At 68.4% G+C, this 25,335-nt stretch carries 23 protein-coding genes; 12 read left to right on the top strand and 11 right to left on the bottom strand.

Going from position 1 to position 25,335, the window contains the following annotated elements; translation table 11 throughout:
• The first annotated feature begins 97 nt into the window (after positions 1–97).
• The 6 genes from FHS55_RS15695 to FHS55_RS15670 all read left to right on the top strand — a co-directional run bounded on the left by FHS55_RS15695 (position 98) and on the right by FHS55_RS15670 (position 6,199).
• Positions 98–1,117, top strand: coding sequence for an ABC transporter substrate-binding protein (locus tag FHS55_RS15695; protein ID WP_183190726.1), 1,020 nt, complete (start codon positions 98–100; stop codon positions 1,115–1,117).
• Between the two features lie 116 nt (positions 1,118–1,233).
• Positions 1,234–2,313: an ATP-binding cassette domain-containing protein gene (locus FHS55_RS15690; protein WP_183190725.1), complete on the top strand. Its 1,080-nt coding sequence runs from the start codon at positions 1,234–1,236 to the stop codon at positions 2,311–2,313.
• 14 nt (positions 2,314–2,327) lie between these two features.
• Positions 2,328–3,215, top strand: coding sequence for an ABC transporter permease (locus FHS55_RS15685; RefSeq protein WP_246340194.1), 888 nt, complete (start codon positions 2,328–2,330; stop codon positions 3,213–3,215).
• Positions 3,212–4,015 carry an ABC transporter permease gene (locus FHS55_RS15680; protein ID WP_183190724.1) on the top strand — a complete coding sequence of 268 codons (804 nt, stop codon included), beginning with the start codon at positions 3,212–3,214 and terminating at the stop codon, positions 4,013–4,015. Before FHS55_RS15685 ends, FHS55_RS15680 begins: the two co-directional genes overlap by 4 nt.
• Before the next feature lie 83 nt (positions 4,016–4,098).
• Complete coding sequence (locus tag FHS55_RS15675) at positions 4,099–5,274, top strand: mandelate racemase/muconate lactonizing enzyme family protein (RefSeq protein ID WP_183190723.1); 1,176 nt, start codon at positions 4,099–4,101, stop codon at positions 5,272–5,274.
• Positions 5,275–5,287: 13 nt separating this feature from the next.
• Positions 5,288–6,199 carry an SMP-30/gluconolactonase/LRE family protein gene (locus FHS55_RS15670; protein WP_183190722.1) on the top strand — a complete coding sequence of 304 codons (912 nt, stop codon included), beginning with the start codon at positions 5,288–5,290 and terminating at the stop codon, positions 6,197–6,199.
• On the opposite strand, the gene FHS55_RS15665 is transcribed toward FHS55_RS15670, so the two are convergent.
• The 7 genes from FHS55_RS15665 to FHS55_RS15635 all read right to left on the bottom strand — a co-directional run bounded on the left by FHS55_RS15665 (position 6,186) and on the right by FHS55_RS15635 (position 14,054).
• Positions 6,186–7,856 carry a dipeptide ABC transporter ATP-binding protein gene (locus FHS55_RS15665; RefSeq protein WP_183190721.1) on the bottom strand — a complete coding sequence of 557 codons (1,671 nt, stop codon included), beginning with the start codon at positions 7,854–7,856 and terminating at the stop codon, positions 6,186–6,188. The genes FHS55_RS15670 and FHS55_RS15665 overlap by 14 nt on opposite strands.
• The gene (locus tag FHS55_RS15660) at positions 7,853–8,797 is read right to left on the bottom strand and encodes an acetamidase/formamidase family protein (protein ID WP_183190720.1); all 945 of its coding nucleotides are present in this window, start codon (positions 8,795–8,797) and stop codon (positions 7,853–7,855) included. Before FHS55_RS15660 ends, FHS55_RS15665 begins: the two co-directional genes overlap by 4 nt.
• 86 nt (positions 8,798–8,883) lie before the next feature.
• Entirely contained in the window at positions 8,884–10,521 is a 1,638-nt protein-coding gene (locus FHS55_RS15655) for an ABC transporter substrate-binding protein (RefSeq protein WP_183190719.1), read from the bottom strand.
• A 47-nt stretch (positions 10,522–10,568) separates the two neighbouring features.
• Complete coding sequence (locus FHS55_RS15650; RefSeq protein WP_183190718.1) at positions 10,569–11,489, bottom strand: ABC transporter permease; 921 nt, start codon at positions 11,487–11,489, stop codon at positions 10,569–10,571.
• A complete protein-coding gene (locus FHS55_RS15645; RefSeq protein ID WP_183190717.1) occupies positions 11,489–12,346 on the bottom strand; it encodes an ABC transporter permease in 858 nt (285 codons plus the stop codon). Before FHS55_RS15645 ends, FHS55_RS15650 begins: the two co-directional genes overlap by 1 nt.
• Positions 12,346–12,924 carry an ANTAR domain-containing response regulator gene (locus tag FHS55_RS15640; protein WP_183190716.1) on the bottom strand — a complete coding sequence of 193 codons (579 nt, stop codon included), beginning with the start codon at positions 12,922–12,924 and terminating at the stop codon, positions 12,346–12,348. The genes FHS55_RS15645 and FHS55_RS15640 overlap by 1 nt, the downstream gene beginning before the upstream one ends.
• A complete protein-coding gene (locus tag FHS55_RS15635; protein ID WP_183190715.1) occupies positions 12,921–14,054 on the bottom strand; it encodes a transporter substrate-binding domain-containing protein in 1,134 nt (377 codons plus the stop codon). The genes FHS55_RS15640 and FHS55_RS15635 overlap by 4 nt, the downstream gene beginning before the upstream one ends.
• A gap of 362 nt (positions 14,055–14,416) precedes the next feature.
• Between FHS55_RS15635 and FHS55_RS15630 the strand changes: the two genes are divergently transcribed.
• Positions 14,417–14,671, top strand: a complete 255-nt coding sequence (locus tag FHS55_RS15630) for a hypothetical protein (protein ID WP_183190714.1) — start codon at positions 14,417–14,419, stop codon at positions 14,669–14,671.
• A gap of 487 nt (positions 14,672–15,158) precedes the next feature.
• Here FHS55_RS15630 and FHS55_RS15625 read toward each other — a convergent pair whose 3' ends face one another.
• From FHS55_RS15625 to FHS55_RS15610, 4 genes are all read right to left on the bottom strand, one after another.
• Positions 15,159–15,770 carry a TPM domain-containing protein gene (locus tag FHS55_RS15625; protein ID WP_183190713.1) on the bottom strand — a complete coding sequence of 204 codons (612 nt, stop codon included), beginning with the start codon at positions 15,768–15,770 and terminating at the stop codon, positions 15,159–15,161.
• Between the two features lie 11 nt (positions 15,771–15,781).
• The gene (locus FHS55_RS15620) at positions 15,782–16,594 is read right to left on the bottom strand and encodes a TPM domain-containing protein (protein ID WP_343056183.1); all 813 of its coding nucleotides are present in this window, start codon (positions 16,592–16,594) and stop codon (positions 15,782–15,784) included.
• An 11-nt stretch (positions 16,595–16,605) separates the two neighbouring features.
• A complete protein-coding gene (locus tag FHS55_RS15615) occupies positions 16,606–17,229 on the bottom strand; it encodes a LemA family protein (RefSeq protein ID WP_183190712.1) in 624 nt (207 codons plus the stop codon).
• 349 nt (positions 17,230–17,578) lie between these two features.
• Positions 17,579–18,520, bottom strand: a complete 942-nt coding sequence (locus FHS55_RS15610; RefSeq protein ID WP_183190711.1) for a LysR family transcriptional regulator — start codon at positions 18,518–18,520, stop codon at positions 17,579–17,581.
• Between the two features lie 231 nt (positions 18,521–18,751).
• Between FHS55_RS15610 and FHS55_RS15605 the strand changes: the two genes are divergently transcribed.
• The 5 genes from FHS55_RS15605 to FHS55_RS15585 all read left to right on the top strand — a co-directional run bounded on the left by FHS55_RS15605 (position 18,752) and on the right by FHS55_RS15585 (position 25,188).
• Positions 18,752–20,821, top strand: a complete 2,070-nt coding sequence (locus tag FHS55_RS15605) for a TonB-dependent siderophore receptor (RefSeq protein ID WP_183190710.1) — start codon at positions 18,752–18,754, stop codon at positions 20,819–20,821.
• Entirely contained in the window at positions 20,821–21,627 is an 807-nt protein-coding gene (locus FHS55_RS15600) for an ABC transporter ATP-binding protein (protein ID WP_183190949.1), read from the top strand. The genes FHS55_RS15605 and FHS55_RS15600 overlap by 1 nt, the downstream gene beginning before the upstream one ends.
• A gap of 74 nt (positions 21,628–21,701) precedes the next feature.
• Positions 21,702–22,511 carry an iron-siderophore ABC transporter substrate-binding protein gene (locus tag FHS55_RS15595; RefSeq protein WP_343056182.1) on the top strand — a complete coding sequence of 270 codons (810 nt, stop codon included), beginning with the start codon at positions 21,702–21,704 and terminating at the stop codon, positions 22,509–22,511.
• The gene (gene fhuB / locus FHS55_RS15590; RefSeq protein WP_183190709.1) at positions 22,508–24,481 is read left to right on the top strand and encodes a Fe(3+)-hydroxamate ABC transporter permease FhuB; all 1,974 of its coding nucleotides are present in this window, start codon (positions 22,508–22,510) and stop codon (positions 24,479–24,481) included. The genes FHS55_RS15595 and fhuB overlap by 4 nt, the downstream gene beginning before the upstream one ends.
• Complete coding sequence (locus FHS55_RS15585; RefSeq protein ID WP_183190708.1) at positions 24,478–25,188, top strand: siderophore-interacting protein; 711 nt, start codon at positions 24,478–24,480, stop codon at positions 25,186–25,188. The genes fhuB and FHS55_RS15585 overlap by 4 nt, the downstream gene beginning before the upstream one ends.
• Positions 25,189–25,335 lie beyond the last annotated feature (147 nt).

Below are 25,335 nucleotides of genomic sequence, written 5' to 3'. Positions count from 1 at the left end.
AATAGTGGAGGTGCCGATTGACGTAAAAAATAAAATATGATTTTTCTTTGGACCAAGAACACAACGGCAAGCGCCGGTTCCAGACGGAGAACGCAGGATGAATTGGACGTCGAAGGCAGTCGCCGCATCGCTTACCGCGCTCACTCTCCTCGCCTCGGCCGCGGCGTTTGCCGGCCCGAAGGGCGAGGTGCGTCTACTCGCCTATGAGGGCTATGCCGACCCGGCCTGGGTCGAGGAATTCGAGAAAGAAACCGGCATCACCGTGAAGGTGACCTATGTCGGCGGCGTCGACGAGCAGATCGCCAAGATGAAGGCCTCGAACGGCAAGGATTACGACGTCGTCACCGTCGATACCGCCAGCCTCAAGGCCTTTGCCGACCAGAAGCTGATCGCGCCCATCGACAAGGAAAAGCTGACCAGCGCCAAGAACCTGCTGCCGGACTTCCAGCCGATGAGCAACGCCACCTTCGGCGGCGCCACCTATGGCGTGCCGTGGGCCTGGGGTTCGCTCGGCATGGTCTATGACAAGAAGACCTTTCCCACCGCGCCCGACAGCTGGGAAGTGCTGTGGGACCCGAGGTTCAAGGGCAAGGTCATCTCGCTGGATGATGCCAATAACGACATCAATTTCGGCGCCATCGCGCTCGGCATCAAGGATCCGTTCAACCTTACCGACGCGCAGCTGGCGCAGGTGAAGGACAAGCTGATCGCGCTCAAGAAGAACCTGCTCACCTATTTCGCCGGCTTCGACGAGGGCACCACCATCTGGAGCGAGAATGACGTGGTGCTCATGTTCTCCATGGGCGAACTCGCGGCGATCAACCTGCAGAAGAAGGGTTTCGATGTCGGCTATGTCATCCCGAAGGAGGGCGCGGTCGGCTGGCTCGACAATCTGACCGTGAGCGCAGGCACCGACAATACCGATGCCGCCTATGCCTGGATGAACTTCGCGCTGCAGAAGAAGATCGGCGCCGACATGGCGAAGAAATACGGCTATGGCGCCACCACCGACGCGCCGCAGGGCATGGACTATGCCAGCCGGCTGATCTGGGCGCAGAATCCGGAAGATTACACGCGCCGCCAGGCTATCTGGAACGAGGTCAAGGCGGCGAACTGAGCGCCGCCGGCACCTCTTGCATTCCCGTGGGGTCGTCGTGACCGGCGGACCTGCCAAACTGCGGCGGCGCTTCCATCGCCGCCGCTTCTTTCCCATCGATGTGCGGGACGATGCGCGTGCAGCCCCTTCTCCATCTGGAAAATATTTCCAAGCGCTATGGCAGCGTGCGCGTGCTCGACGGCATCGACATCACCGTCGCGGACAATGAGTTCCTCACCATTCTCGGACCCTCGGGCTCGGGCAAGACGACGATCCTGCGCATCATCGGCGGCTTCGAGGGCATCGATGGCGGCCGGCTGATGTTCGAGGGACGCGACCTCGCGAGCGTGCCGATCAACCGGCGCCCGTTCAACACCGTGTTCCAGGACTACGCGCTGTTCCACCACATGAACGTGGCGGAGAATGTCGGCTACGGGCTCAAGGTACGCGGCCGGCCGAAGGCGGAGATCGCGGCGAAGGTGGCGGACGTGCTGGAGACCGTCGGCCTCGGCGCCTTGGGCGCCCGCTATCCCGCCCAGCTCTCGGGCGGCCAGCGCCAGCGCGTGGCGCTGGCCCGCGCCATCATCTGCGAGCCGCGCCTCATCCTGCTCGACGAGCCGCTTTCCGCCCTCGACGTGGAGCTGCGCGCGCAGATGCAGCGCTTCCTCAAGTCGCTGCAGCGCCGCCTCGGCATCGCCTTCGTGTTCATCACCCATGACCAGGAAGAAGCGATCGCGCTGTCCGACCGTATCATCGTGGTCCATCGCGGTCGCATTGAGCAGGAAGGCGCGCCCGAACAGCTCTACAGGCGGCCGCGCACGCCCTTCACCGCTGCTTTTCTCGGCGAGAACAACCTCATTCCCGGCACGCTGACGAGCGCTGAGGGCGCCGTGTGCCAAGTGGAAACCGCCGCCGGCCGCCTTCAGGCCACGGTGGATGGCCCGGTCCCATCGCCCGGCAGCCCGGTGCTGCTGGCGGTACGGCCCGAGCATATCACGCTCACCGCGAATCCGGCGCCCGGCGCGCTCCTCGCCGAGGTGGCGGAGATCCGGTTCCTCGGCGCCAACATCCTGATCGAGCTGCGGCACCCCGCGCTGCCCGACACCCTCCTCAAGGTGCGGCGGCTCGCCGACGGCGGCACCACCGGCTTGCGCATCGGCCAGAGCCTCGCGATCGGCTGGGCAGCCGCCGATGCCGCGCTGCTGGCGGCGAGCTGAGGAGGGCGAGCGCGATGAACCCCATGCCGTCATCCGCGCGATCGGGGCCGCCCCGCCGGCGCGGCATCGCCCGCGACCTGCTGTGGCACGGGCTTAATCTCGGCCTGCCGCTGCTCTTCGTGGTGCTGCCGATCCTGTCCTTCGTGCTGGTGAGCTTCTGGACCCTCAAGGATGGGCAGATCGTCCATGTGCTCACCCTCGCCAACTACCGCGCCTTCTTCACCGAGGGCAGCTACCTCCAGGTGTATTTGAGCACCCTTGCGCTGTCGGCGCAGGTGACGCTGATCAACGTCGTGCTGGCCACGGCGATCGCCGTCTTCATCTTCCGGCGCACGCCGCGGACGCGCTTTCTCATCCTGATGAGCTTCATGCTGCCGCTCTTCATGAGCTACATCATCAAGATCTATTCGATCCGCAGCATTCTGGGCCAGCGCGGCCTGCTGAACGAGGGGCTGCTGGCGCTGGGGCTGATCGACCAGCCGATCGAGGCGCTGCTGTTCTCGCGCACCGCCATCTTCATTGCGCTGGCGGTGCTGTACCTGCCCTATGCCATCCTGCCGATCTATCTGGCGCTGGACCGCATCCCGGCCAACTATCTCGCGGCCTCCGCCGATCTCGGCGCCACGCCGCTCCAGGCACTGCGCGACATCGTGCTGCCGCTCGGCCGCCCGGGCATCGCGGCGGGCGCGGTGTTCACCTTCATCCTCACCTTCGGTGATTTCGTCACGCCGCAGATGGTCGGCGGCACGCAGGGCTTCACCTTCGGGCGCATCGTGTTCAGCCAGTTCGGGCTGGCGCTCAACTGGCCGCTTGGGTCGGCGCTGGCGGTGATCCTGCTCGCCACCACGCTGCTGGCGGTGGCGCTCGCCGGCCTGACGCTCCGCCGGGAGCATGTGCGATGAAACAGAAGGCGCCGCTCATCGACGCCCTGCTCGGCCTCATTGCCATGGCCGGCCTCATCGCGCTCTATGCCCCGCTGGTCGCGGTGGCGGCGCTGTCCTTCTTCCAGATCCTGCGGGTGCGTGGGGTGATGGGCTTCGCGCCGTTCTCGCTGGAGCCCTATGTCGCTCTCATCGCCAATGGCGAGATCCTCGCGGCGCTCGCCACCTCGCTGATCGTGGCCGTGGTGGCGAGCCTCGCCTCGCTGGTGCTGGCGCTGATGTTCGCCTTCTACTTCGTCTCCGCGCGGCGCGGCTTCGGTCTCATGATGCAGGTGATGGTGTTCCTGCCTTTCCTGCTGCCGCCCATCATCACCGGCCTGTCGCTGCTGATCGCCTTTCGCGAGATCGAATTTTCGCGCGGGCTCGCCACCATCATTGTCGGCCATATCGTGTTCATCGTGCCGGTGGTCTACCGCACCGTGCTGGTGCGCCTGCAACTGCTCGGAGGCAGCCTGACCGAGGCCTCGCTGGATCTGGGTGCCTCGCAGGCGCAGACGCTCATTCACGTCATCCTGCCGCAGATGCGTCCCGCCCTCATTTCGGGCGTGTTGCTGGCCTTCGCCATCTCCTTCGACGAGACGCTGATCACCCTCTTCGTCGCGGGATCGGAGACGACGCTGCCGATCCGCCTGTGGGCGATGATGCGGGTGGGCTTCGTGCCGGAAATCAACGCGCTGGCGACCCTTATCCTCGTTTTCACCGCCGTCATCACCGTCGCCATCGGGCTGCTGCAGCGCAGTCCGGCGGGGCATGCGTCCTGAACACCGAGCTGAACAACGGCGGCCCGACGCCTGCGAGGCGCCGGTCCCCAAGTACCCATCTCTCCGGGAGAAGAAGCCTTCCCATGAAAATCGAAACCGTCGACTTCTTCTATCTGGCCATGCCCGAGATCACGACCGCCGCCGATGGCAGCCAGGATGCGCTGGTCGTGCGCGTGACGGCCGGCGGCTTCATCGGCTGGGGCGAGTGCGAGGCGGCGCCGCTGCCCTCCATCGCCGCCTTCGTCTGCCCGATGTCGCACGGCGCCTGCCAGCCCGTGCAGAACGCCGTGCTCGGCCAGCGGCTGGAATCGCCCGCCGACATCGCCCGCATCGCCGCGCAGGTGGAATATGACAGCATGGACCTGCTGCAGGCGCCCCATACCTGGTCGGGCATCGAGATGGCGCTGTGGGACCTGCTGGGCAAGGCGCGCGGCGAGCCCGTCTGGAAGCTGCTCGGCTATGGCCGCTCCCACGCCAAGACCCCCTATGCCTCGCAATTGTTCGGCGACAGTCCGCAGGAGACGCTGGAGCGCGGCCGCAGCGCCCGGGCGGATGGTTTCCGCGCGGTGAAATTCGGCTGGGGCCCGGTCGGCCGTGGCGCGCTGGAGATCGATGCCGACCATTTCGCGGCGGCCCGCGAGGGGCTGGGGCCGGACGGCATCCTGCTGGTGGATGTCGGCCAGATCTTCGGCGAGGACGTGGAGCGGGCGGCGCGGCGGCTGCCGGCGCTGGAGGCGGCGCGCGCCACCTGGCTGGAGGAGCCCTTCGCCGCCAGCGCCTATGGCGAATATGCCACCCTTGCCGCGCGCACGAGCGTGAAGATGGCGGGCGGCGAGGGCGCGCATAATTTCCACATGGCGCGCAACCTCATTGATTACGGCAATATCGGCTTCGTGCAGATCGATTGCGGGCGCATCGGCGGCATCGGGCCAGCCAAGCGCGTGGCCGATCACGCGGTGGGCAAGGGCGTGACCTATGTCAACCACACCTTCACCTCCAACCTGGCGCTGAGCGCGTCGCTGCAGCCCTTTGCCGGCGTGGCGGATGCGACGATCTGCGAATATCCGGTGTCGTTGCAGCCGCTGGCGGTGGAGCTGACCGCCAACCACATCCAGCGCGATGCCAATGGCGAGATCGCCGCACCCGACGCACCCGGCCTCGGCATCGAGATCAACCCCGCCGCGCTGGAGACCTATCGGGTGGAGGTGGAGATCACCGTGCAGGGCCGCACCCTGTTCCGCTCGCCCGCCGCGGCGTGAGGGGGACGCCGACATGAACCCGTCCACCGCTGCCCCGGACTGGCGCCCCGCCATCGCGATTGTGGCGCAGACCTCGGACACGCTCGGCGAGGCCCCGCTCTGGCATCCGCTGGACGGCTGCCTGTACTGGCTGGACCTCGCCGGCGCCCGCCTGCACCGGATGGCGGCGGATGGCCATGTCACGACGCGGGAGGTCGATCGCCCGACGCCGCTGGGCGCCATCGTGGCTGGCCCGGCGCCGGGGTGCCTCATCCTTTCCGCGCTGGATGGGCTGTCGCTCTATCACTGGGCGAACGACACGCTCCTGGCGCTCTGCCATCCCGAGGCGGGGCGCAGCGCCATCGGCTATAACGACGCCAAGGTCGACCGCGCCGGCCGGCTGTGGATCGGCACCAGCGATCTCGCCGAGCAGGAACCGCGCGGCGTGCTCTGGTGCTGGACGCCGGGTTCCGCGCCGGTGCTGGCGGAGGCCGGGTTCACGGTGGTCAACGGCCCCGCCTTCTCCCCGGACGGGCGCACGCTGTACCTGAGCGACAGCGTCGGCCGGCGGGTTCTGGCCTATGACGTCGCCCCCGACGCGCCGGTGCTGACCCATCGCCGCGAGTTCGCCGCCATGGCGGTGGACGAGGGCTATCCGGATGGGCTGACCGTCGATGCGCAGGGCGGCGTGTGGCTGGCGCACTGGGATGGCTGGCGCGTCACGCGCTTCTCGCCCGAGGGCGAGCGATTGCAGGTGGTGCCGCTGCCGGCGCCGCGCATCACGAGCGTGGCCTTTGGCGGGGAGGGGCTGGCGACGCTGTTCGTCACCAGCGCAAGGCTGGATCTTGCCCCGCCGCTTCTCGATGCGGCCCCGCTGTCGGGCTCGCTCTTCGCCGTCGATGCCGGCGTCAGCGGCCTGCCCGAGCGGCCGTTCAACCCGGTGTGAGCACCGCCACCGGTCGGAAGGTCGGATCGGGCACCGGCACGGCGGCCATCAATTCGCGCGTATAGGGATCGGTGGGCGCCTCGAACACCGCGCGGCGGCTGCCCGCCTCGACAATGCGCCCGGCGCGCATCACCGCCACGTCGTGGCACATGCGCTCGATCACCGCCATGTCGTGCGAGATGAAGAGATAGGCGAGGCCCATCGTCTCCTGCAATTCCAGCATCAGGTCGAGCACGCGGGCGCGCACCGAGACATCGAGCGCGGCCACGCTTTCATCCGCCACGATGAGCCTGGGCTCCAGCGCCAGCGCGCGGGCGATGCAGATGCGCTGGCGCTGGCCGCCGGAGAATTCGTGCGGGTAGCGGCTGGCATGGTCCGGCGAGAGGCCGACCCGGCGCAGCAGCTCGGCCGCCAGCTCGCGACGCTCGGCTGCCGTGCCGATGCCATGGATGGCGAGCGGCTCGGCGATGGCGGCAGCCACCGACATGCGCGGGTCGAGCGAGGCGTAAGGGTCCTGGAAGATCATCTGCGCCTTGCGGCGCACCGGCCGCATCTCGCGCGTCGACAGGCCGGCGATCGGCACGCCGTCTATTGCCACCTCGCCGGCGAAGGGAATGAGCCCTAGCACCGCCTTGCCGGTGGTCGACTTGCCCGAGCCGCTCTCGCCGACCAGCCCCAGCGTGCGCCCGCGCCTGAGCTCGAACGACACGTTGTCCACGGCCTTGAGCACGCTGCCCCCGCCGAACCAGCCGCCGCGCGCGCGATAGGTCACCGAGAGGTCGCGCACGAACAGCACCGGGCTCTCGCCCGGCTGCGGGGGCGGCGGGGAAATCATGGTTACGCGCGGCGGGCCGTCCTCGCCGGCGCGGGCCCCGAGCCGCGGCACGGCGGCGAGCAGGGCACGGGTGTAGTCCTCGCGCGGCGCGGCGAAGAGTGGCACCACGCCGGCCTGCTCGATGATGCGCCCACCCTGCAGGATGGCGACGCGGTCGGCCATCTCCGCCACCACGCCCATGTCATGGGTGATGAGCAGGATGGAGGTGCCGAATTCGCCCTTCAGCTCGCGCATCAGGGTGAGGATCTGCGCCTGCACCGTGACATCGAGCGCGGTGGTCGGCTCGTCGGCGATCAGCACCTTGGGCCGGCAGGACAGCGCCATGGCGATCATCACGCGCTGGCGCATGCCACCGGACAGTTCGTGGGGAAACTGCGCCAGCCGGCGGGCGGGATCGGTGATGCGCACCGCGTCCAGCATGTCGCGGGCGCGGGCCGGCGCGTCCTCCGCGCCCTGATGGATGCGGATCGCCTCGGTGAGCTGCGCGCCGATGCTCATCACCGGGTTGAGCGAGGTCATCGGCTCCTGAAAGATCATGGCGACATCGCCGCCGCGCAGGCGCCGCATGGCGCGCTCGGGCAGGGCGAGGAGGTCCTGCCCGCCGAGCTTTATGGCCCCCGCCGCCACCCGCAGCGAGCTTTTGGCGAGCAGCCGCATGATGGCCAGCGAGGTGACCGACTTGCCCGAGCCGCTCTCGCCGGCCAGACACAGCGTCTCGCCGGCATCGAGCGTGAAGCTCACCTCATGCAGCACCCGGCGCGCCCCTTGCGGGGTGCGGGCGTCGACGCTGAGGCCTTCGACCGACAGGACCGGCGCTGTCACGAAAACACGATCCGCGGGAAATAGAAGGAGACGACCCAGTTCGGCATGTCGACGATCTCGCTGATGCGCAGGTCGCCGCAGACCGAGCAGAGCATGTAGGCATCCACCGGGTTCAGCCCGTGCTCGGCGGCGAGCAGGTCGACCATCCGCTGCAAGGCCTCGCGCGCGCCGGTCATCAGGTCGGGACCGATGCCGGTCGTCACCTCGTAGCCGGCCGCGTCGAGATGGCGCGTGACTGGGCCGGGCGTGGTGAAGCGGGGGGAGGCGAGCCGGGCGTCCTTCACCAGTTCGAGCGTCGCCTCGACATTCATGCGGCTCTCGATGGCCGTGCCGCAGACTTCGCCGTCACCCTGCGCGGCATGGGTGTCGCCGATGGAGAACAGCGCCCCGGGCACCTCCACGGGAAGATAGAGCGTCACGCCCTCGCTGATGTCGCGGATGTCGAGATTGCCGCCGACCCGGCGCGGCGGCACGATGGAATGCAGGCCCGGCTCGGCGGGAGCGAGGCCGATCGTGCCGGCGAAGGGCTTGAGCGGCACCCGCCCGCCGGGGCCGTACAGAGCCGGGGTCAGCGCGCTCGCGTCATACTTCCAGACATGAATGGCGGGCTCGGGGAACTGGTCGGCCAGCAGGCCGAAGCCGGGAATGTTCGCCGTCCAGCCGATGCCGGAGGGGACGAACTTGCGGATCGTCACCTTCACCGCGTCGCCCGGCTCGGCGCCCTCGATGAAGACCGGTCCCGTCACCGGGTTGATCCGGCTGAAGTCGAGATTGCGCACGCTCTCCACCGTGGAGCCTTCGCCCAGCTGGCCTGCGGAGGAATCGGTGCACTCGAAATGGATCGTCTCGCCGGGACGCGCGGTCAGCACCGGCGCGAAGTCGCGGTTCCAGCCGAAATGATGGCTGGCGCGGTGGATCGTGTGGTTGCAGGCCACGCACATCGTCGTTCTCGCTTCTGCTTGGTCACCGGAAGGTCCGAGGCAAGGTCAGCCCCCACTCGCCTATGGGGAGAGGGGGCTGTCCGGCCTCAGTTCTTCACGAAGATCGCGTCGTAATTGATGACGCGGGTCGGATCGACATAGATGTTCGGCTCGCCGCCCATCCGCTTCGACTTCGCCACCACGCGGCGCTCGTTGAACACCGGAATCCACGGCGCGTCCGCCATCACGTCGACGAAGACCTTCTTCCAGGCCTCGATGCGCTCGGCGGACTTCGCCGGATCGGACATGGAATCGGCCGCCACGGCGCGCTTCTGCAGGTCCTCGTTGCAGTACCAGGACCAGTTCCAGCCGCCCTGCACCGCGCCGGCGCAGCCCAGGATCGGGCCGTAGAAATTGGACGGATCCGGGAAGTCCGCGATCCAGGCCATGCCGCCCGACCAGATCATCGGCGCCTCGCCTTCGGTGCCGCCGGCGGCGATGACGTTGGACTGCGCCAGCGCCTTGATTTCCGCCTTCACGCCGACGGCCGCGAGATCCTGCTGGATCGCCTGCGCGATGCGCGGCTGCGGGTCGGTATTGGTGGAGTAGAGCACGGTGGAGAAGCCGTCGGCATAGCCGGCCTCCTTCAGCAGCGCCTTGGCCTTGGCGACGTCGTAGGCATAGCCCTTATAGGCCGTGTCATAGCCCGGCATGGCCGGGGGCAGCGGCTGGTTGGCCGGGGTGGCGCGCCCGTTGACGATGCGCACGAGGCGATCCTTGTTGATCGCCATGTTCAGCGCCTGGCGCACCTTCACATTGTCGAACGGCTTGATCTTGGTGTTCAGCGTGACATAGCCGGTGTGCAACTGCTGGCCGTCGACGATCAGGTCCTTGGCGTCGGGCGACTTGGAGATTTCGAGGAACTTGGCCGGCGGGATGCCGTCGCCGGCGATGTCGACCTCGCCCTTCTGCAGGCGCAGCAGCGCCACCAGCGGCTCCTGGCCGATCTCGATGGTGAAGCTGTCGATATGCGGCACGCCCTTGACGAAATAGTCCGGGTTGCGCGCGAAGACCAGCTTCTGGCCGATTACCCAGTCCTTCAGCACGAAGGTGCCCGAGCCCACCGGCTTCTTGCCGAAATCGCCGGCCGCGGCCTCGACGGCCTCCTTCGGCACCACGGAGGCGAAGTTGATGGCGAGCACGTGCAGGAAGGTCGCGTCCGGCCGCGAGAGCTTGAACACCACCGTCTCAGTATCCGGCGTCTCGATGCCGGAAAGGCCGGTCGCCTTGCCGGCGGAAAAATCATCGAAGCCGGCAATGGCGCCGAAGAAGCCGGCGCCGGGGCCCTGCGTCTTGGGATCGACCGCGCGCTCGATGGAGTATTTCACATCCGCCGGCACGACCTCGCGGCCATTGGAGAACTTGACGCCCTTGCGCAGCTTGAACGTGTAGGTCAGCCCGTCCGGCGAGACGGTGAAGCTCTCCGCGAGCGAGGGCACGAGGTCCGGCGTGCCGGGCGTGTAGTCCATCAGCCGCGAGAACAGGCTCTTGATGATCGACCAGTTCTGCCAGTCATAGCCGATGGCGGGATCGAGCGTGGCGATGTCGTCCTTGTAGGTGACGACGATGTCGCCGCCCTGCGCCTGCGCCATGGCGGGCGCGGTGGCGGCCAGCGTCAGCGCGGCGGCCGGCGCGAAGGCGATGGCGGCGGCGAGCGCCGTCGATCGCAGCAAGGTCTTCAGCATGGCGTGGAACCCTCTCTGGTTGGTTGAACGCATTTTTGGGCAGTGCCTCAGCCCGCGCGGATACGCGGGTCGATGAAGGGGGCGATGAGATCGGCGAGGAGGTTGCCGAGCACGATGGCGAGCGCGGAGACCAGGGTGACGCCCATGATGATGGGGATGTCGACCTGCTGGATCGCCTGCCAGGCGAGCTGGCCGATGCCGGGCCAGCCGAAGACCGCCTCCACCACCACCGCGCCGCTCATGAACTGGCCGATATCGATGCCGATCATGGCGATCACCGGCAGCAGCGCATTGGGCAGGGCGTGGCGCAGCACCACGCGCGCCGCCGGCACGCCCTTGGCATGGGCGGTGCGCACATAATCCTGCCCCAGCACGTCGATCATCGCCGAGCGCACGATGCGCGCATACCAGCCGGCCCCGAGAATGCCGAGCGTCACGGCCGGCAGCACGAGATGGGCGGGCGTGCCGTAGCCGGACATGGGAAACCAGCCGAGCGTCGCCGCGAAGACGTAGAGCAGCAGCAGCGCGACGAGGAATTGCGGGGTGGAGACGCCGACGAAGGACAGCGTCATCACCAGCCGGTCGATCGCGCCGTCGCGCCGCACGGCGGCGATCACGCCCAGCGTCAGGCCGATCATCACCTCAATGGCGATGCCGGCGGCCATGAGCGTCAGCGTGGCCGGCAGCCGGGCGAGGATGAGCGGGGCCACCGCCGTCTTCTGGTTGAACGAGCGGCCGAGATCGCCCTGCAGGAGATGAACGATATAGTTCCAGAACTGCACCGGCAGCGGCAGGTCGAGGCCGAGCTGGTGGCGGATATTGGCCACGGTCTGCGGCGTCGCATTGCGGCCGGCGAGCAGCACGGCGGGATCGGCCGGCAGCGCGTAGAGCAGCACGAAGGTGATGGCGGCGACGCCGAGCAGGATGAGCGCCGCCTGCAGGAGCCGGCGGGCGAGCAGCAGCGCCATCAATCTCTCCCGCGCTGGGTCGGGTCGATCAGGTCGCGCAGCGCGTCGCCGATCAGATTGAACGACAGCGCGGTGGCGAGGATGGCGAGGCCGGGGAAGAACACCAGCCAGGGCGCCGACTGGAAATAGCTCTGGCTCTCGAACACGATATTGCCCCAGGAGGGCTGCGGCGGCTGCACGCCGATGCCGAGGAAGGACAGCGTCGCCTCCAGCAGCACGGTGGTGGCGATGCCGAGCGTGCCCCAGACGATGGCGGTGGGCACGAGATGGGGCAGGATGTGCCGCGCGAGGATGCGCAGGTTGCCCGCCCCCATGGCCCGCTCGGCGAGGATGAAGTCGCGCTCACTGAGCGAACGCGTCTCGGTATAGCCGATGCGCGCCACCTGCACCCAGTTGACCATGGCGATGACCATGGCGACGATCCACAGGCTGGGTTTGAGCAGCGCCGCCAGCACGATGGCCAGCAAGAGGGCGGGAAACGCCGTCATCAGGTCGGTGAAGCGCATCAGCACCCCGCCGAGCAGGCCCGAGAAATAGCCGGCGATCACGCCGACCGCGAGGCCGATCATGACCGCGGTGCCATTGGCGACCAGCCCGATCAGCAGCGAGGTGCGCGCGCCATAGATGAGCCGCGAGAGCAGGTCGCGGCCGAGCGTGTCGGTGCCGAGCAGGAATTGCGCCGAGGGGGGCAGTGGCGCGCCATCCAGCGACAGGCCGTCGAAGATCTGGTCGTCCGGCGCATAGGGCGCCAGCAGCGGGGCGAGCAGGGCGCAGGCGAACACGCCGGCGATGATCGCCAGTGCCAGCGCCAGCACCGGCCGCCGCACCAGGGCGCGCAGGAGGGAGCCCGCCGACATCAGCCGACCTCCGGCAGGATGTGCTGGCGGGCCAGGATCGCCGCCGCGGCCTGTTCCAGCGTCAGGCGCCGGCGCATGGCGAAATCGCGCAATTGCCGATAGGCGGCGTCCTCGCCGCCCTGCTGCGCCAGCGCGATCGCTTCCACCGCCCGGGCGACGATCGCCCGCAGCCGCAGCCGCTCGCCCAGCGCCGCGATCTTCTGCTGCGCGACCACCCGCTGCTCGAAGGCGTGCAGTGCCAGCACGAGGGCCGGATAGACCGCCGCGGCCGCCACCGGCTTGGCGATGATGGCGCCCGCGCCCTGGTCGATCGCCCAGGCGATGCGGCCGGGGGCCTCCGAGCCGAGCAGCGCGATGACCGGGGTCGCCGCCGCGCCGGGCTCCCAGGCCAGCAGGCCGTTCCAGCCTTGGTCGGCATCGACCAGCACGATATCGGGCGCCTCGCCGGGGCGCATCGGCGTCCAGCGCTGCTCGACCTCGAGGCCGATCAGCCGCAGCTGGCGCTCGAGCCGGGCGATGGCCTCGTCAGGACGGTGGAGGACGAGGGCGCGGCGGCCGACCAGGTTCGGCGTTCTCATGACACCACCCTCAGATGCGGGGCGCGGCTGGCGCGCGCTCCTGTGAGATAGGGATCGGCGGCGATCGGCGGGCGCGAGGCGATCACGTCGAAACCGCCCGCGCCATTGATGCGCCCGAGATGGAAGGGCAGGGCGGCGTGATTGGTGCGCGGATCGATCCGGATGGGGCCCTGCACGGTTGGGTGCACCTTGCCGCAGACCGCGCGGCGCACCTCGGCCGGCTCGTCCGTACCGGCGGCACGGATGGCTTCGGCGCAGAGGCGCACCGCCGCATAGGCGCCGGAGAAGAAGGAGGAGAAGCGCCGGCCCGCGCCGAAGCGCGCTGCGGCGATCGCCTTGAAGGCGCGGTTTTCCGGTGTGTCGAGGCTGTCAAAATAGCAGGCGGCCGCGAGCTGGCCCACCGCCACGCCGGGCGCGATCTCGCCCAGCTCGCATTCGGTGAGGTCGCAGCTCACCACCGGGCAGGCCTCGGGGCGGAAGGCGGGGTCCTGGCGCGCCAGTTCGCTCATGGCGGCGAGGAAGGCATAGCTGGACGGGCCGATGAGGTTGTTCAGGATGAAGGAAGGCCGTTGCGCCCGGATCTCGGCGATCAGCCGGCCGATCTCGGTCTCCTCGATGGGGAGGAAGCGCTCGCCGGCCACCTCGCCGCCGCTGGCGAGCAGGAGTTCGCGGGCGAGGCGGTTCATCTCCCAGCCCCACACATAGTTCGCCCCCAGCAGGAACACCCGCCCGCCATGGCGCGGGATGAGATGGTCGAACAGCGGCAGGAGGTGCTGGTTCGGGCAGGCGCCGGTATAGATGATGTTCTCGTTGGCCTCGAACCCCTCATAGGGGCAGATGTACCACAGCAGCGCGTCATGCTTCTCGACCAGCGGCGCCACGTCCTTGCGCGCGGCGGAGAGCGCGGTGCCGATGATGTGGCGGCAGCCCTTCTCGCGCAGCAGCTGGCGGGCCAGCGTGACATAGCGGCTCGCCTCGCCCTGCGGGTCGGCGACGACGAGTTCCACCGGCACGCCCTCGCCGACCAGACGCTCGGCGGCCAGTTCCGCGCCGTCGCGGCATTCGCGCCCGAAGGCGCCATAGGCGCCGGTGGTGGAATAGAGAATGCCGATGCGAAGAGGCGCGCCCATCTCAACTCCCTGATGCCGTCGATCCATCGACCAAACGCAAAAAACCCCACGAAACCACGCCCGCCGGTGGGGCGGGGGTCTCGCGGGGCGCTGTTGCCCGAGGCTTCTTCAGCCAATGTGCTGCTTATCCGAGCATGCTCATCGGATAAGCATCGCTAGAATATGGTCTGGCGCACCGATGTCAATGCACCAAGGGGGCGATGCGGCGATCTCCTTGTGGGAAGGGCGGCGCGCGGAAGGCCGATCGCGGGAACATGCCTGCCCATCCTGCGTTTGTGATGCGACGCAGCTCCGGGAGGCAACCCATGGACAGACGGTCTTTTCTGCTTGGACTATGCGGCATCGGGTCGGCGACGGCGGGCGTGGCTGCTCTCGCGCCCTTCCTGGCGACGCCGGCGCAGGCCGTGCCGCTGGACGCGCTGAGGGCGATGCCGTCTTCAAGCCCCGATCGTCTCCCGCCCGAGGCCTATGGCGTGACACCGGACGGCACGCCGGCCGACAGCACCTACTGGGTCTGGCGCAACGGTCGCCGCTACTGGGTCGCCCCGCCGCGCCGTCGCCGTCGCGTGTGCCGCCGCGTCCGGGTGCCGGGCGGCTGGCGGACGCGCTGCTGGTAAGCGCGGGCCAGCCGTGATCGCGGCATCCGCCGCGGTCCGCCTCACGGGAATTTGGGCGCGACATCCCGATATGCCGCGCCGGCCGCGATGCTGTGAAAGGGGTAGTCTCCTGCGCACCGCCCTCAAGGCCAAGCGGGGGCCGCCTGGCCAAGCGGGGGCCGCCCGTCGGAAAGACGAGGCTTTCCGTAAGCGCTAGCGCTTGCCCTCGCTGCGCGGCGAGAGGACGCCGAACGCCAGGATCATCACCCCGGCGAAGCCGAGGACGAGGATGGCGGAGATGACGGAGGAGGGCAGGAAACCGAGGGCGCTCATGGTGGAATGTCCGGTGAACTCAAGCTACGCGATATAGGCGCTTCGCATCGTCCTGTGATGCGGCATGAGTGTGACGGCGAGCAAAAGGACCCTTGCGGAAATGCGCTGCCGCCCTGCGCGAAGCGCATGGGCGCGGATATGGGAGCTGGAGAGAGCGGCCCGGGGCAGTCTCCGCTTACATCACGATGACCCGGTCCGGCAGTTCGTTGGTGTCGCCCGCCCGTGCCGGAGCGTGATGGGCGAGAATGCGTCCCGCCTCGGCAATGGCGTCCGCCAGCCCCTGATCGAGGCGGTCCTGCCGCGCGCCGGCCAGCACGGCGGCGCAGACGCCGCGCCAGGCATCGTGCCCGACCTTGGCGTGGATCGCCTCGTCCGCCACCACTTCGACCAGCCGCTCATGCGGGGCCACCAGAATCAGCACGCCGGTGCGCCCGCGCGTCTGGTGCATGCCGAGGGCGAGGAAATGCTCGACCGCCGCCGTCCGTCCGGCCTCCTCGCGGGCGAAGCGCGGCACGAGCCCTGCGCCGAGCGGGGTGAAGATCAGCACCGCCCCGGCGAGGATGAAGCAGCAGGCCTGAAGCGACAGCAGCGCCGGGGTTGCCAGCGGCGTGAGCAGCGCCAGCGGCCAGGGCAGCACCAGCGCCAGCAGCGCCGCCCACATCAGGCCGAAGAAGGCATGGCGCACCAGCGGGCGGGTGAGCACCACGACGCGGATCTCCCCGGCGGTGCCCGCTTCCGCCTTTCGGATCGCCGCCGCGATGGCGGCATGCTCATCGGGTGTCAGCATGTCGCTCCCCCTCACCAGCTTCCCGAGGCGCCGCCGCCGCCGGAGGAACCGCCACCACCCGAGAAGCCGCCGCCGCCCGACCCGCCGCCCGAGTTGCCGCCGGAGTTTCCGCGGCGCGACCAGTCCCATCCCGCCGTGCTCCCCGGCAGAACCGCGCCGCGCCGCCCGCGCATGCGCAGGTTGCCCGAGCGGGCCTGACGGTAGAGAACGAAGCCCCAGAACGCGATCATCAGCACCACGAAGAGGATGTGGCCCCAGTCATCGCCGCTCATTGCGGGAGAGGCGGCCGCGCGGGCGCGCTGCTCGGCCTCGGCGGGATCGAGATTCAACACCTCGATCACCGCATCCGCGCCCTTCTCGATGCCGCCGGGGATATCGCCCGCGCGGAAATCCGGCAGGATGGCGGTCTGGATGATGGTGCTGGCCACCGCGTCCGGCAGCACGCCCTCAACCCCGTAGCCGACCTCGAGGCGCACGCGCCGCTCGGCGGGCACCACCAGCAGCAGCACGCCGTTGTTCTTCTCCCCCTGGCCGAGTTTCCAGAATCGGAACAGCCGGTTGGCATAATCCTCCACCGAGGTGCCTTCCAGCGAGGGGAGGGTGGCGACCACGAACTGGTCGCTGGTGCGCGCCTCCTGCGCGGCAAGCTTTGCCTCCAGCGCCGCGCGGGCGGCCGGGGGCAGCACCTGCGCGGCATCGACGACACGCCCGGTGAGGGCCGGGAAGGCAAACTCGGCCCGCGCCGCGCCGAGGCCGGCCAGCGCGATCAGCAGCGCCAGCACCAGCAGGGCCGGCAGGCGGGGGAGAACAGGCGGCGCATGCACGGGCCGCTCCTTCAGTTGAACTTCACCTGCGGCGCCTTGGTCTGCTCGTCGGGGATGGTGAAGGTCTCCATCGGCTTGTTCGCGCGATACAGCGTGCTGGCCCAGAGCACGCCGGGGAAGGTGCGCAGCTCGGTGTTATAGACCCGCACCGCCTCGATATAGTCGCGCCGCGCCACGGCGATGCGGTTCTCGGTGCCTTCGATCTGCGCCTGCAGCGCGAGAAAGTTCTGGTTCGCCTTCAGGTCCGGATAGGCCTCGGACACCGCGATCAGCCGGCCGAGCGCGCCGGAGAGCTGCGACTGCGCCTGCTGGAACTGCTTGAACTGCTCGGGATCGGTGATGGTGGAGGCATCGACCTTGATGGACGTGGCCTTCGCCCGCGCTTCCGTCACCTGGGTCAGCACCTGGCTCTCGTGCTGGGCATAGCCCTTCACGGTCTCGACGAGATTGGGAATCAGCTCGGCCCGGCGCTGATACTGGTTGAGTACGTCGCTCCACGCCGCCTTGGCCTTCTCCTCATTGGTCGGGATGTTGTTCACCCCGCAGCCGGCCAGCCCCAAGGCGAGGGCGATCAGGAGCAGCGGGGCGATGAGACGGCGCCATGCGCCCGCAAGTCCCGGGAATGTCGACGTCATGGCACCCTCCACCCATTCAGCCGCTTCGGCGGCCCGCAACACTATAGCGTGGGGATCGTCGGCGCGCGCTGTTGATGCGCTTCAGGCCGGCCGAACGGCGGGGAGAAGGCCCGCGCGGCGCGTCATCGCTGCCGAAGGTCCATCCGCGAGGACGAATTGCCGCGCGCCGTGCGCGCCGTCAGCGACCGGACGCGGTCCATTGCGCGTCGTGCGGGCACCACCCCACCATCCCCGATTCCGGGGAAGGATGAGCGGCGTGTCCGCCGCCGGGCACGCATTATCTCCGCTCGGCGCCCCTTGCTTGCCCTGCAGGCGCGAACGGTGCCTGCAGGGTGTGACCCTCTGCCGGTCAATCCCACGCGTCGGCCGGGAATGCGGCGGAGCGGTTATGGGTGATGAACGCCCGCACCGCCGCGGATAACTCGCTCTTGCGATGGGCGATCGCCAGTTCGGACGTCGTATGGATGCCGCGAATATTGCGGTAGCGAACGCCGGGCAGCCGGAGGCAGTCGAGCGATTTCGGAACCAGGGCTATTCCCAGCCCGACGGCCACCATGCTGGCAATGGTGGTGAAGTCCCGGCCGATGGGCCGGATCACCGGGCTGATGCCGGCCTCTTCGCAGGCCGTCGTCGTGTTCCGGCGAAAGCCGACATCGGGAGCCTGTCGCGGGGTGATGAATTCGCGATCGGCGAGATCCGCCAGATCCACCGCGCCCGTTCCGGCCAGCGCGTCATCGTCGGGAAGGGCGACGACCAGCCGTTCCTGGAGAATGACGCGGGTCACGACATTGGGCGGTAGCGGCGTGGGGGGGCGGATGAAGCCGAAATCGAGCCTCCCTTCGGAGATGCGGGAGAGCTGCTCGCCCATTTCCATTTCCACCAGCTGCAGTTCGACGTCCGGATGCGCCTTGCGGAAACTGGCGATGGAACGGGTGAGCACGCCGGCATAGGCGACGGAGGCGACATAGCCGATCGAGATGCGCCCGGTCTCGCCGCGCCCGGCCTTGGTCACGGCGACAAGCGCCGACTCCGCCGCATTCAGCGTCTTGCGCGCTTCCTCGAGGAAGACTTCACCGGCAAGCGTCAGCTTCATCAGGCGCTGGGTACGGTCGAGCAGCGGTGTCTTCACGATCGATTCCAGCTTCATGATCTGCTGGCTCAGGCCGGGCTGGGCGATGCCGAGCCGCTCCGCCGCGCGCGCGAAATTCTGCTCCTCCGCCAGCACCACGAAATAGCGCAGATGCCGGATTTCGAAGGTATCCGCTACCTTTGGGCCAGCAACTCGCTTCATGTTTCCGGTTCAGGCTGCCAGATCGGAATTATTATAATCAAGAATGATGGATCGTGACATCATCATAATCAAGGACTATGAAATTAGCGAGGTTGACTTATTGGATCGACGGCAATCGGCACGTCTATGGTTGATCAACCCTTCCAATTGATCCGATCGATTCATGTGATGCACAGAATATTTTATCGTTGTCAGTTCAGTATTCTGGTCTCCTCCGCAATACTCGCCGGCATGTCGTCGGCCTACGCGGAAGAAGACGCGGACGTGCAACTCGACACGATCAGCGTGCAAGGCAGCGGACAATCGACGACCGGGCCGGTGAACGGCCTCGTCGCCGAGAGATCGTCGACGGGCACCAAGACCAACACGCCGCTTGTCGAGACCTCGCAAAGCATTTCGGTCATCACCGCGGACCAGATCCGGCAGCAGAATGCGCTCTCGCTGAACGAGGCGCTGCGCTACACCGCGGGTGTCATCCCGGAGAGCCGCGGCGCGATCTCGACGCGCTTCGACCTGTTCAAGATTCGCGGCTTCGACGCCGCGACCTATCTGAACGGTCTGCGCCTGTTGAAGATGAACTTCGTCTCGCCGCAGATCGACCCCTATCTCCTGGAGCGGATCGACGTGCTCAAGGGGCCGACCTCGGTGCTCTACGGTCAGGCGCCGACCGGTGGCATGGTCAACCAGATCCTGAAAATGCCGCTGGCCGAGCCGTCCCACGAGGTGGGGGTCGATATCGGCAATTTCGCCTATCGACGCGCCGTGGCGGATCTCTCCGGCCCTGTCGGCAAGGATGGCACGCTGCTCTACCGCGTGGCCGCGGTGGGCAGTGCCGGCGACGGCCAGATCGAGGATACATCCGCGGAACGCTTCGCCGTTGCGCCGAGCCTGACATGGACGCCGAGCAGCCAGACCAGCCTGACGCTGACCGCCTTCTACCAGCGCGATCCGGAAGCGAACTCCTATGCCGGGGTGCCCTCCGTCGGCTCGGCGGTGTTCAACCCCAAGGGCGTCATCCCGCGCGACTTCAATGTCGGGGAACCCGATATCGAGCAGTTCGATCGCACGCAGGCTTCGCTGGGATATCGGTTCGAGCATGCCGTCGACGACACGCTGGTCGTGCGGGCGAACGGACAATGGTTCGGCACCGAACTCGACTATGCCGGCGTCTATGGCCGTTCGCTGGGAGCCGACAACCAGACCTTGTCGCGCTCCGTGACCTATTCCCATGACGAACTCAGTTCGTTCGCCTTCGACAACCAGATCGAGAAGCAGTTCGACACCGGCGCTCTGCGTCACACGCTGCTCGTCGGCTTCGACGCGCAGGCCTATGACGGCTTCTACAATTCCGGCACCGGCACCGCACCCTCCATCAATATCTTCAACCCGGTCTACGGCAAGGCGGTGACGATGCCGACGCTGCGCCGCACCGATGTCGATGGCACCCAGTACGGGCTCTATGCCCAGGACCAGATCCGCTTCGGCAACTGGATCGCCACGCTCGCCGTCCGTCAGGACTGGGCGGAGAGCACGACCCGCAGCACCACCTTGCAGAAACAGAACGATTCCGCGCCCAGCACCCGGTTCGGCCTGCTCTATCATTTCGACAACGGCCTCGCCCCCTATGTGAGCTATGCCGAATCCTTCACGCCGCTTGCCGGTACGGATTTCAACGGCGACGCGTTCGAGCCGGAGCAGGGCACGCAGTACGAGGCGGGCATCAAGTACCAGCCGCCCGGCACGGACATCCTGATAACCGCGGCCTATTTCGATCTGACGCGCGAGAACCTCCTGACCTCGGACCTCGCCCATATCGGCTATTCGGTCCAGATCGGCGAGGCGCGCTCGCGTGGCTTCGAGTTCGAGGCCAAGGCCGAATTGCAGGACGGCTGGTCGATGCTCGCCGCCTATACCCGCCTCGACACCCGGTATACGCAGGACAATAGCGGACTTCAGGGCCTCGTTCCGGTCGGCGTGCCCGACGACATGGCCTCGCTCTGGGTGCATTACGACGTCCAGCCGGACTCGCCCCTGTACGGCCTCGCGGGCGCTGTTGGCGTTCGCTATATCGGGTCGAGCTACAATACCAACAACACGATCGAGATTCCGGACGTGACGCTGTTCGATGCGGAGCTGTCCTACGATTTTGGCAAGAAATACGCCAAGCTCGACGGCTGGCGGTTGCAGATCAACGCCAAGAACCTGACCGACGAAACCTATCTGGCCTCCTGCTACACCTCGACGACCTGCGCCTACGGTTACGGCCGGACGGTAAGCGCGGGCCTTTACTACCGCTGGTGATGGGAACGGTGGAGCCGGCACGGGGAACGGGCGGGGCCGCCTTCGAGCTCAAGGGTGTCACCGTGCGCATCGAGGGTCGGCCGGTCGTCGATGACGTGCACCTCACGCTTGAGGGCGGCCGCGTCCATGGGCTGATCGGTCCGAACGGCTCGGGAAAGAGCACGCTCATCCAGCTTCTCGCCCGGCAGATTCCGCCGCATTCGGGCGAGGTGCTCTTTCGCGGGCGGCCTGTCGCCTCGCTGACGGCGCGGGCCTTCGCGCGCGAGGTGGCGTATCTGCCCCAGTTCAGCCCTTCGGCCGATGGCCTGCTGGTGCGCGAACTGGTGGCGCTCGGGCGCTTTCCCTGGCATGGCGCGCTCGGGCGGTTCGGCCCGCGCGACCGGGCCAAGGTGGACGAAGCGATCGCGCGTGCCGGCCTGCTCCACATGGCCGCGCGCCGCGTCGACACGCTTTCGGGCGGCGAACGCCAGCGGGCGTGGCTGGCCATGCTGCTGGCACAGGACGCGTCATGCCTGCTGCTCGACGAACCGACCTCGGCGCTCGATCTCGCCCACCAGATGGATGTTCTTGCCCTCGTTCGCGACCTGTCGCTTGAGCGCGCCATCACCGTCGTCGTCATCCTTCACGATATCAACCTCGCCGCGCGCCACTGCGATTCCATCGTCGCGCTCGGCGCCGGGCGGGTGGTGTTCCAGGGCTCGGTGGCGCAGGTCATGACGGCGGACGTGCTTCAGCGCATCTACGCCGTGCCCATGGGAATCACACATCCCCGCGATCTCGGCCAGCCGATCGGATATCCGCTGTGAGCGGCCTCACCCGACGCGCGCTGTGCGCCAGCGTTCTCGCCTCCTTGGCAGGGGCGTCTCTTGCGGGGGCATCCGTGACGGCTCGCGCCGGGGAGCCTTCAGGTGTGCGGGTTGCCGCGATCGACTGGGCCATGCTGGAGACCGCGCTGGCCATCGGTGCCGAGGTGGTCGCCGCCGCGGAACTGCGTCTCTATCGCCAGATGGTGGTGGAGCCGGTGCCATCGCCCGAGATCGCCGATCTCGGCCTGCGCGGTAGCCTCAATTACGAGGCGCTGCTGCGCGCCGCGCCGGACCTGATCCTCTCGGCGCCGTGGTACGTGAAATACGAGGCCAATCTGAACCGGATCGCCCCGGTCCGCAGCTTTCGCATCGACCAGCGCGGGCGTTCCCCCTATGAGCCCGCCGTGGCGGCGGCACGGGAACTGGGCCGGCTGACCGGGCGGGAGGAGGCCGCGGAAGACCTCGTCCTCGCGGTGGCGGCGGAAATCGATGCGCAGAGGGAGCGGGTGGCTCTCCGGCGGGGCGAGGCCTTCTCCATCATCAATATCGGCGACCCCCGGCACTTCCGGGTATTCGGTGCCGACAGCATGCATGGCCATGTGCTGGACCGTCTCGGCCTGCGCAATGCCTGGGCCGGCCAGACCCGCTATTCGGCCCAGGCGCCGGTGGATCTTGTGGCGCTGGCCAGCGCGGGGGATGCCGGCATCATCATCGTGCGCCCGATCCCGTTCGATGCGCTTCGGGTGCTGCCCGAGAGCCCGCTCTGGAATGCCCTGCCGGCGGTCGAGCAGGGCCGGGTTCATGTGATCGACCCGGTGAACCCGTTTGGCGGGCTGCCGACCGCGCGCCGCCTCGCGCGCCTGCTGGGCAACGCCCTCGCATGACGGCTGACGCCATCTCCCCGCGCCGCCGCATGCTGGCAGTGTGCCTCTTCCTCGCCGCGCTGTCGGTGGGGTTGTTCGGCTGGTCCCTCGCGGAGGTCTTTTCGGCGGATGGCGCCATGGCGGCGATGGATCCTTCGGGGCGGTTCGCCGCCCTCGTCGCGCTGCACAGCCTGGCGCCGCGCTATGTCGTCGGGCTTCTGGCCGGGGCCGCCCTGGGGCTGGCGGGAGCGCTGCTGCAGAGCGTGTTGCGCAATACGCTGGCCGATCCGTCGAGCCTCGGCGTCGCGGCCGGCGCGCATCTCGCCATTGTCGCCATGACGGCTTTCGCCCCCGAACTCGGCGGCTTCCCGCGCGAGGGCGTTGCCTTCGCGGGCGGGCTCATGGCCGTGCTCATCGTGCTTGGCCTGTCTTGGCGACGGGCCTTCGAGCCGGCGACCGTGGTGGTGGCGGGCATGATGGTGGGGCTGCTCTGCGCCTCTCTTGCCGCCACCCTCATCCTTTACAGCGGCCAGTACCTGACCTCTCTGTTCCTCTGGGGCGGCGGCTCGCTCGCGCAACAGAACTGGACGCCGGCCGTCGATCTGGCCGTGCGCTTCGTGCCGGCCTTCGCGGTCTCGATGCTCTTCCTGCGCTCGCTCTCGCTGCTGACGCTCGACGATCAGGGCGCGCGCGCCCTCGGGCTGTCGGTAGCGGGCACACGGCTCGCCATCCTCGTGCTTGCGGTGGCGCTGTCGGCGGCCGTCGTTTCGCAGGTCGGCGTGATCGGCTTTATCGGCCTTGCCGCGCCGAATCTGGCGCGGCTCATGGGGGCACGCACGGCGCGTCCTGTTCTGCTGTTGTCGCCGCTGCTGGGCGCCCTGATGCTGAGTGTCACCGACGGAATCGTTCAGGCGATCGATCGGGCCAGCCGCTTCGATATGCCGACCGGCGCCGTCACCGCGCTGTTCGCCGGACCTGTCCTGCTCTGGCTATCCAGCCGGCTGCGCGCGGCGCGTCCGGATTTGCGGGCGGAGGGAGTGGCGGGAGCGCCGCGCCGGCGGCTCTGGCCGGTCGTTCTCGGTGGCCTCGCGGTCAGTGCCGCGCTGGCGCTGCTGGTCGGGCGGAGCGAGAGCGGCATCGGGTTCGATTCCCTTTCCACGATTGCCACGCTGCTTCCCTGGCGTGCGCCGAGGCTGGTGGCCGCGATGGCGGGTGGCGCCATGCTCGCGACGGCGGGCTGCCTGCTCCAGCGCATGACGTCGAATCCGCTGGCGAGTCCGGAAGTGCTCGGCGTGAGTTCCTCGGCGATCCTGGCCATGGCGATCTGCGTTTTTGCCGTCCCCAGCATGGGCCTTGCGGGACAGATGACCGCGGCGACGCTGGGCGCGATGCTCGGCTTCGCGGTCCTGATCGCCGCCGCGCGCCGGGGTGCCTTCGAGGGCAACCGCATGCTGCTCGGCGGAGTCGCCCTGGGCTCCTTCTGCGGCGCCGCCTTGACCATCCTGATGACGCGCGGGGGCATGGAGGCGGGCATGATCCTCGCCTGGCTCACCGGCGCGACGGCCCATGTCGACCCCGTGATCGCCGGGGTGACGGCGGTACTCGCCATCCTGCTCATCCTCCCCGCGCTGGTGCTGTCGCGATGGCTTGACCTTTTGGCTCTCGGCAAGGAGATGCCGGCGGCGCTCGGCCTCGCCATGACGCGCGCGCGGCTGGTTCTGCTCGCTCTCGCGGCGCTGCTGACCGGCGCCGCCGCGCTGACCCTTGGGCCGGTGAGCTTCGTCGGCCTGATGGCGCCGCACATTGCCCGCCATGTCGGCGCTGCCGATGCAAGGAGCCTGCTGGCCACCTCGGCGGCTCTCGGGGCGCTGCTGATGGGCGTCGCCGACCTCGCCTCGCGGCTGGCCTTCTACCCCTACCAGATGCCGATCGGGCTGTTCGCCTCGCTCATCGGCACGCCCTATCTTCTCTACATGCTGGCCCGGCGATGACGGTCGCATCCCCCGATACGCTCCCCGCCGGCGATGCCGGTCTCGCGCGGCGGACGATGAGGGTGGTGCGCGTGGAGGGCCTCTCCCGGCGGATGCGTCGCATCACCCTGAGCGGCGAGGATCTCGCGCCCTTCGATACCCCCCGGCAGCTGCATGTGCGGCTGTCGATCGGTGAGGGCGCGAGCCGGGCGACGCGCCTCTACACGATCCGGCGGATCGATGCGGCCGCTGGCGAGATGGACATCGACTTCTTTCTCCACGACGCGCCGGGACCGGCGGGCGACTGGGCCGCGCAGGCGCGCCCCGGCGCCACATGTGAGATCGCCGGGCCGGTGGGGCGGCCGGTCGGGACGGCCGACTGGCATGTCTTCGCCGGGGACGAGACCGCGCTGCCGGCGATTTCGCGGATCGTCGAGGCCATGCCGGGCACGGCGGCCGGTGTCGTCGTTCTATGCGTGGGAAGGCCCGAGGAGCGGGTCGCGTTGTCCCACCCGCCGGGCATCGTCGTGCGATGGGTGCATCCGCGTGGAGGAGAGACCGCCGGCGATCGGCTTTTCGACGAGGTCGCGTCCATCCTGCCGCCCAAGGACGCCACCGTCTTTGCCTGGGCCGGGGCGCATGCCGACTGCTCGCGGCGCCTGAAGGAGCACTGGAAGGCGTCCGGCATCGACGCCGCACAATGCCTCGCGGTGGCCTATTGGCGATAGCGGGTCATCCTCCTGAAGCGCCTGAAGCGCAGCGGGGGGCAGCATGCGTTCCGAACGTGGCTGGGATTCCGCTGAGCCGAGGTGGATCGTCCGGTGAAGAGCCCTGCCTTGACCGCCCCAGCGTGTGGCATGCAAAAGCGCAATCCT

It is taken from the genome of Ancylobacter tetraedralis, assembly GCF_014195655.1.
Lineage (GTDB): Bacteria > Pseudomonadota > Alphaproteobacteria > Rhizobiales > Xanthobacteraceae > Ancylobacter > Ancylobacter tetraedralis.
Note: the sequence above shows the minus strand (reverse complement) of the source record. Positions and strands in the feature narration are given on the sequence as shown.

Coding starts and splice junctions, on each gene's coding strand:
- FHS55_RS15670 (WP_183190722.1), top strand. CDS start 5,288: ATGAACCCGTCCACCGCTGCCCCGGACTGGCGCCCCGCCATCGCGATT.
- FHS55_RS15635 (WP_183190715.1), bottom strand. CDS start 14,054: ATGGGCGCGCCTCTTCGCATCGGCATTCTCTATTCCACCACCGGCGCC.
- FHS55_RS15600 (WP_183190949.1), top strand. CDS start 20,821: ATGGGAACGGTGGAGCCGGCACGGGGAACGGGCGGGGCCGCCTTCGAG.
- FHS55_RS15680 (WP_183190724.1), top strand. CDS start 3,212: ATGAAACAGAAGGCGCCGCTCATCGACGCCCTGCTCGGCCTCATTGCC.
- FHS55_RS15675 (WP_183190723.1), top strand. CDS start 4,099: ATGAAAATCGAAACCGTCGACTTCTTCTATCTGGCCATGCCCGAGATC.
- FHS55_RS15695 (WP_183190726.1), top strand. CDS start 98: ATGAATTGGACGTCGAAGGCAGTCGCCGCATCGCTTACCGCGCTCACT.
- FHS55_RS15625 (WP_183190713.1), bottom strand. CDS start 15,770: ATGCTGACACCCGATGAGCATGCCGCCATCGCGGCGGCGATCCGAAAG.
- FHS55_RS15645 (WP_183190717.1), bottom strand. CDS start 12,346: ATGTCGGCGGGCTCCCTCCTGCGCGCCCTGGTGCGGCGGCCGGTGCTG.
- FHS55_RS15605 (WP_183190710.1), top strand. CDS start 18,752: ATGTCGTCGGCCTACGCGGAAGAAGACGCGGACGTGCAACTCGACACG.
- FHS55_RS15615 (WP_183190712.1), bottom strand. CDS start 17,229: ATGACGTCGACATTCCCGGGACTTGCGGGCGCATGGCGCCGTCTCATC.
- FHS55_RS15685 (WP_246340194.1), top strand. CDS start 2,328: ATGAACCCCATGCCGTCATCCGCGCGATCGGGGCCGCCCCGCCGGCGC.
- fhuB (WP_183190709.1), top strand. CDS start 22,508: ATGACGGCTGACGCCATCTCCCCGCGCCGCCGCATGCTGGCAGTGTGC.
- FHS55_RS15655 (WP_183190719.1), bottom strand. CDS start 10,521: ATGCTGAAGACCTTGCTGCGATCGACGGCGCTCGCCGCCGCCATCGCC.
- FHS55_RS15585 (WP_183190708.1), top strand. CDS start 24,478: ATGACGGTCGCATCCCCCGATACGCTCCCCGCCGGCGATGCCGGTCTC.
- FHS55_RS15640 (WP_183190716.1), bottom strand. CDS start 12,924: ATGAGAACGCCGAACCTGGTCGGCCGCCGCGCCCTCGTCCTCCACCGT.
- FHS55_RS15660 (WP_183190720.1), bottom strand. CDS start 8,797: ATGTGCGTGGCCTGCAACCACACGATCCACCGCGCCAGCCATCATTTC.
- FHS55_RS15650 (WP_183190718.1), bottom strand. CDS start 11,489: ATGGCGCTGCTGCTCGCCCGCCGGCTCCTGCAGGCGGCGCTCATCCTG.
- FHS55_RS15610 (WP_183190711.1), bottom strand. CDS start 18,520: ATGAAGCGAGTTGCTGGCCCAAAGGTAGCGGATACCTTCGAAATCCGG.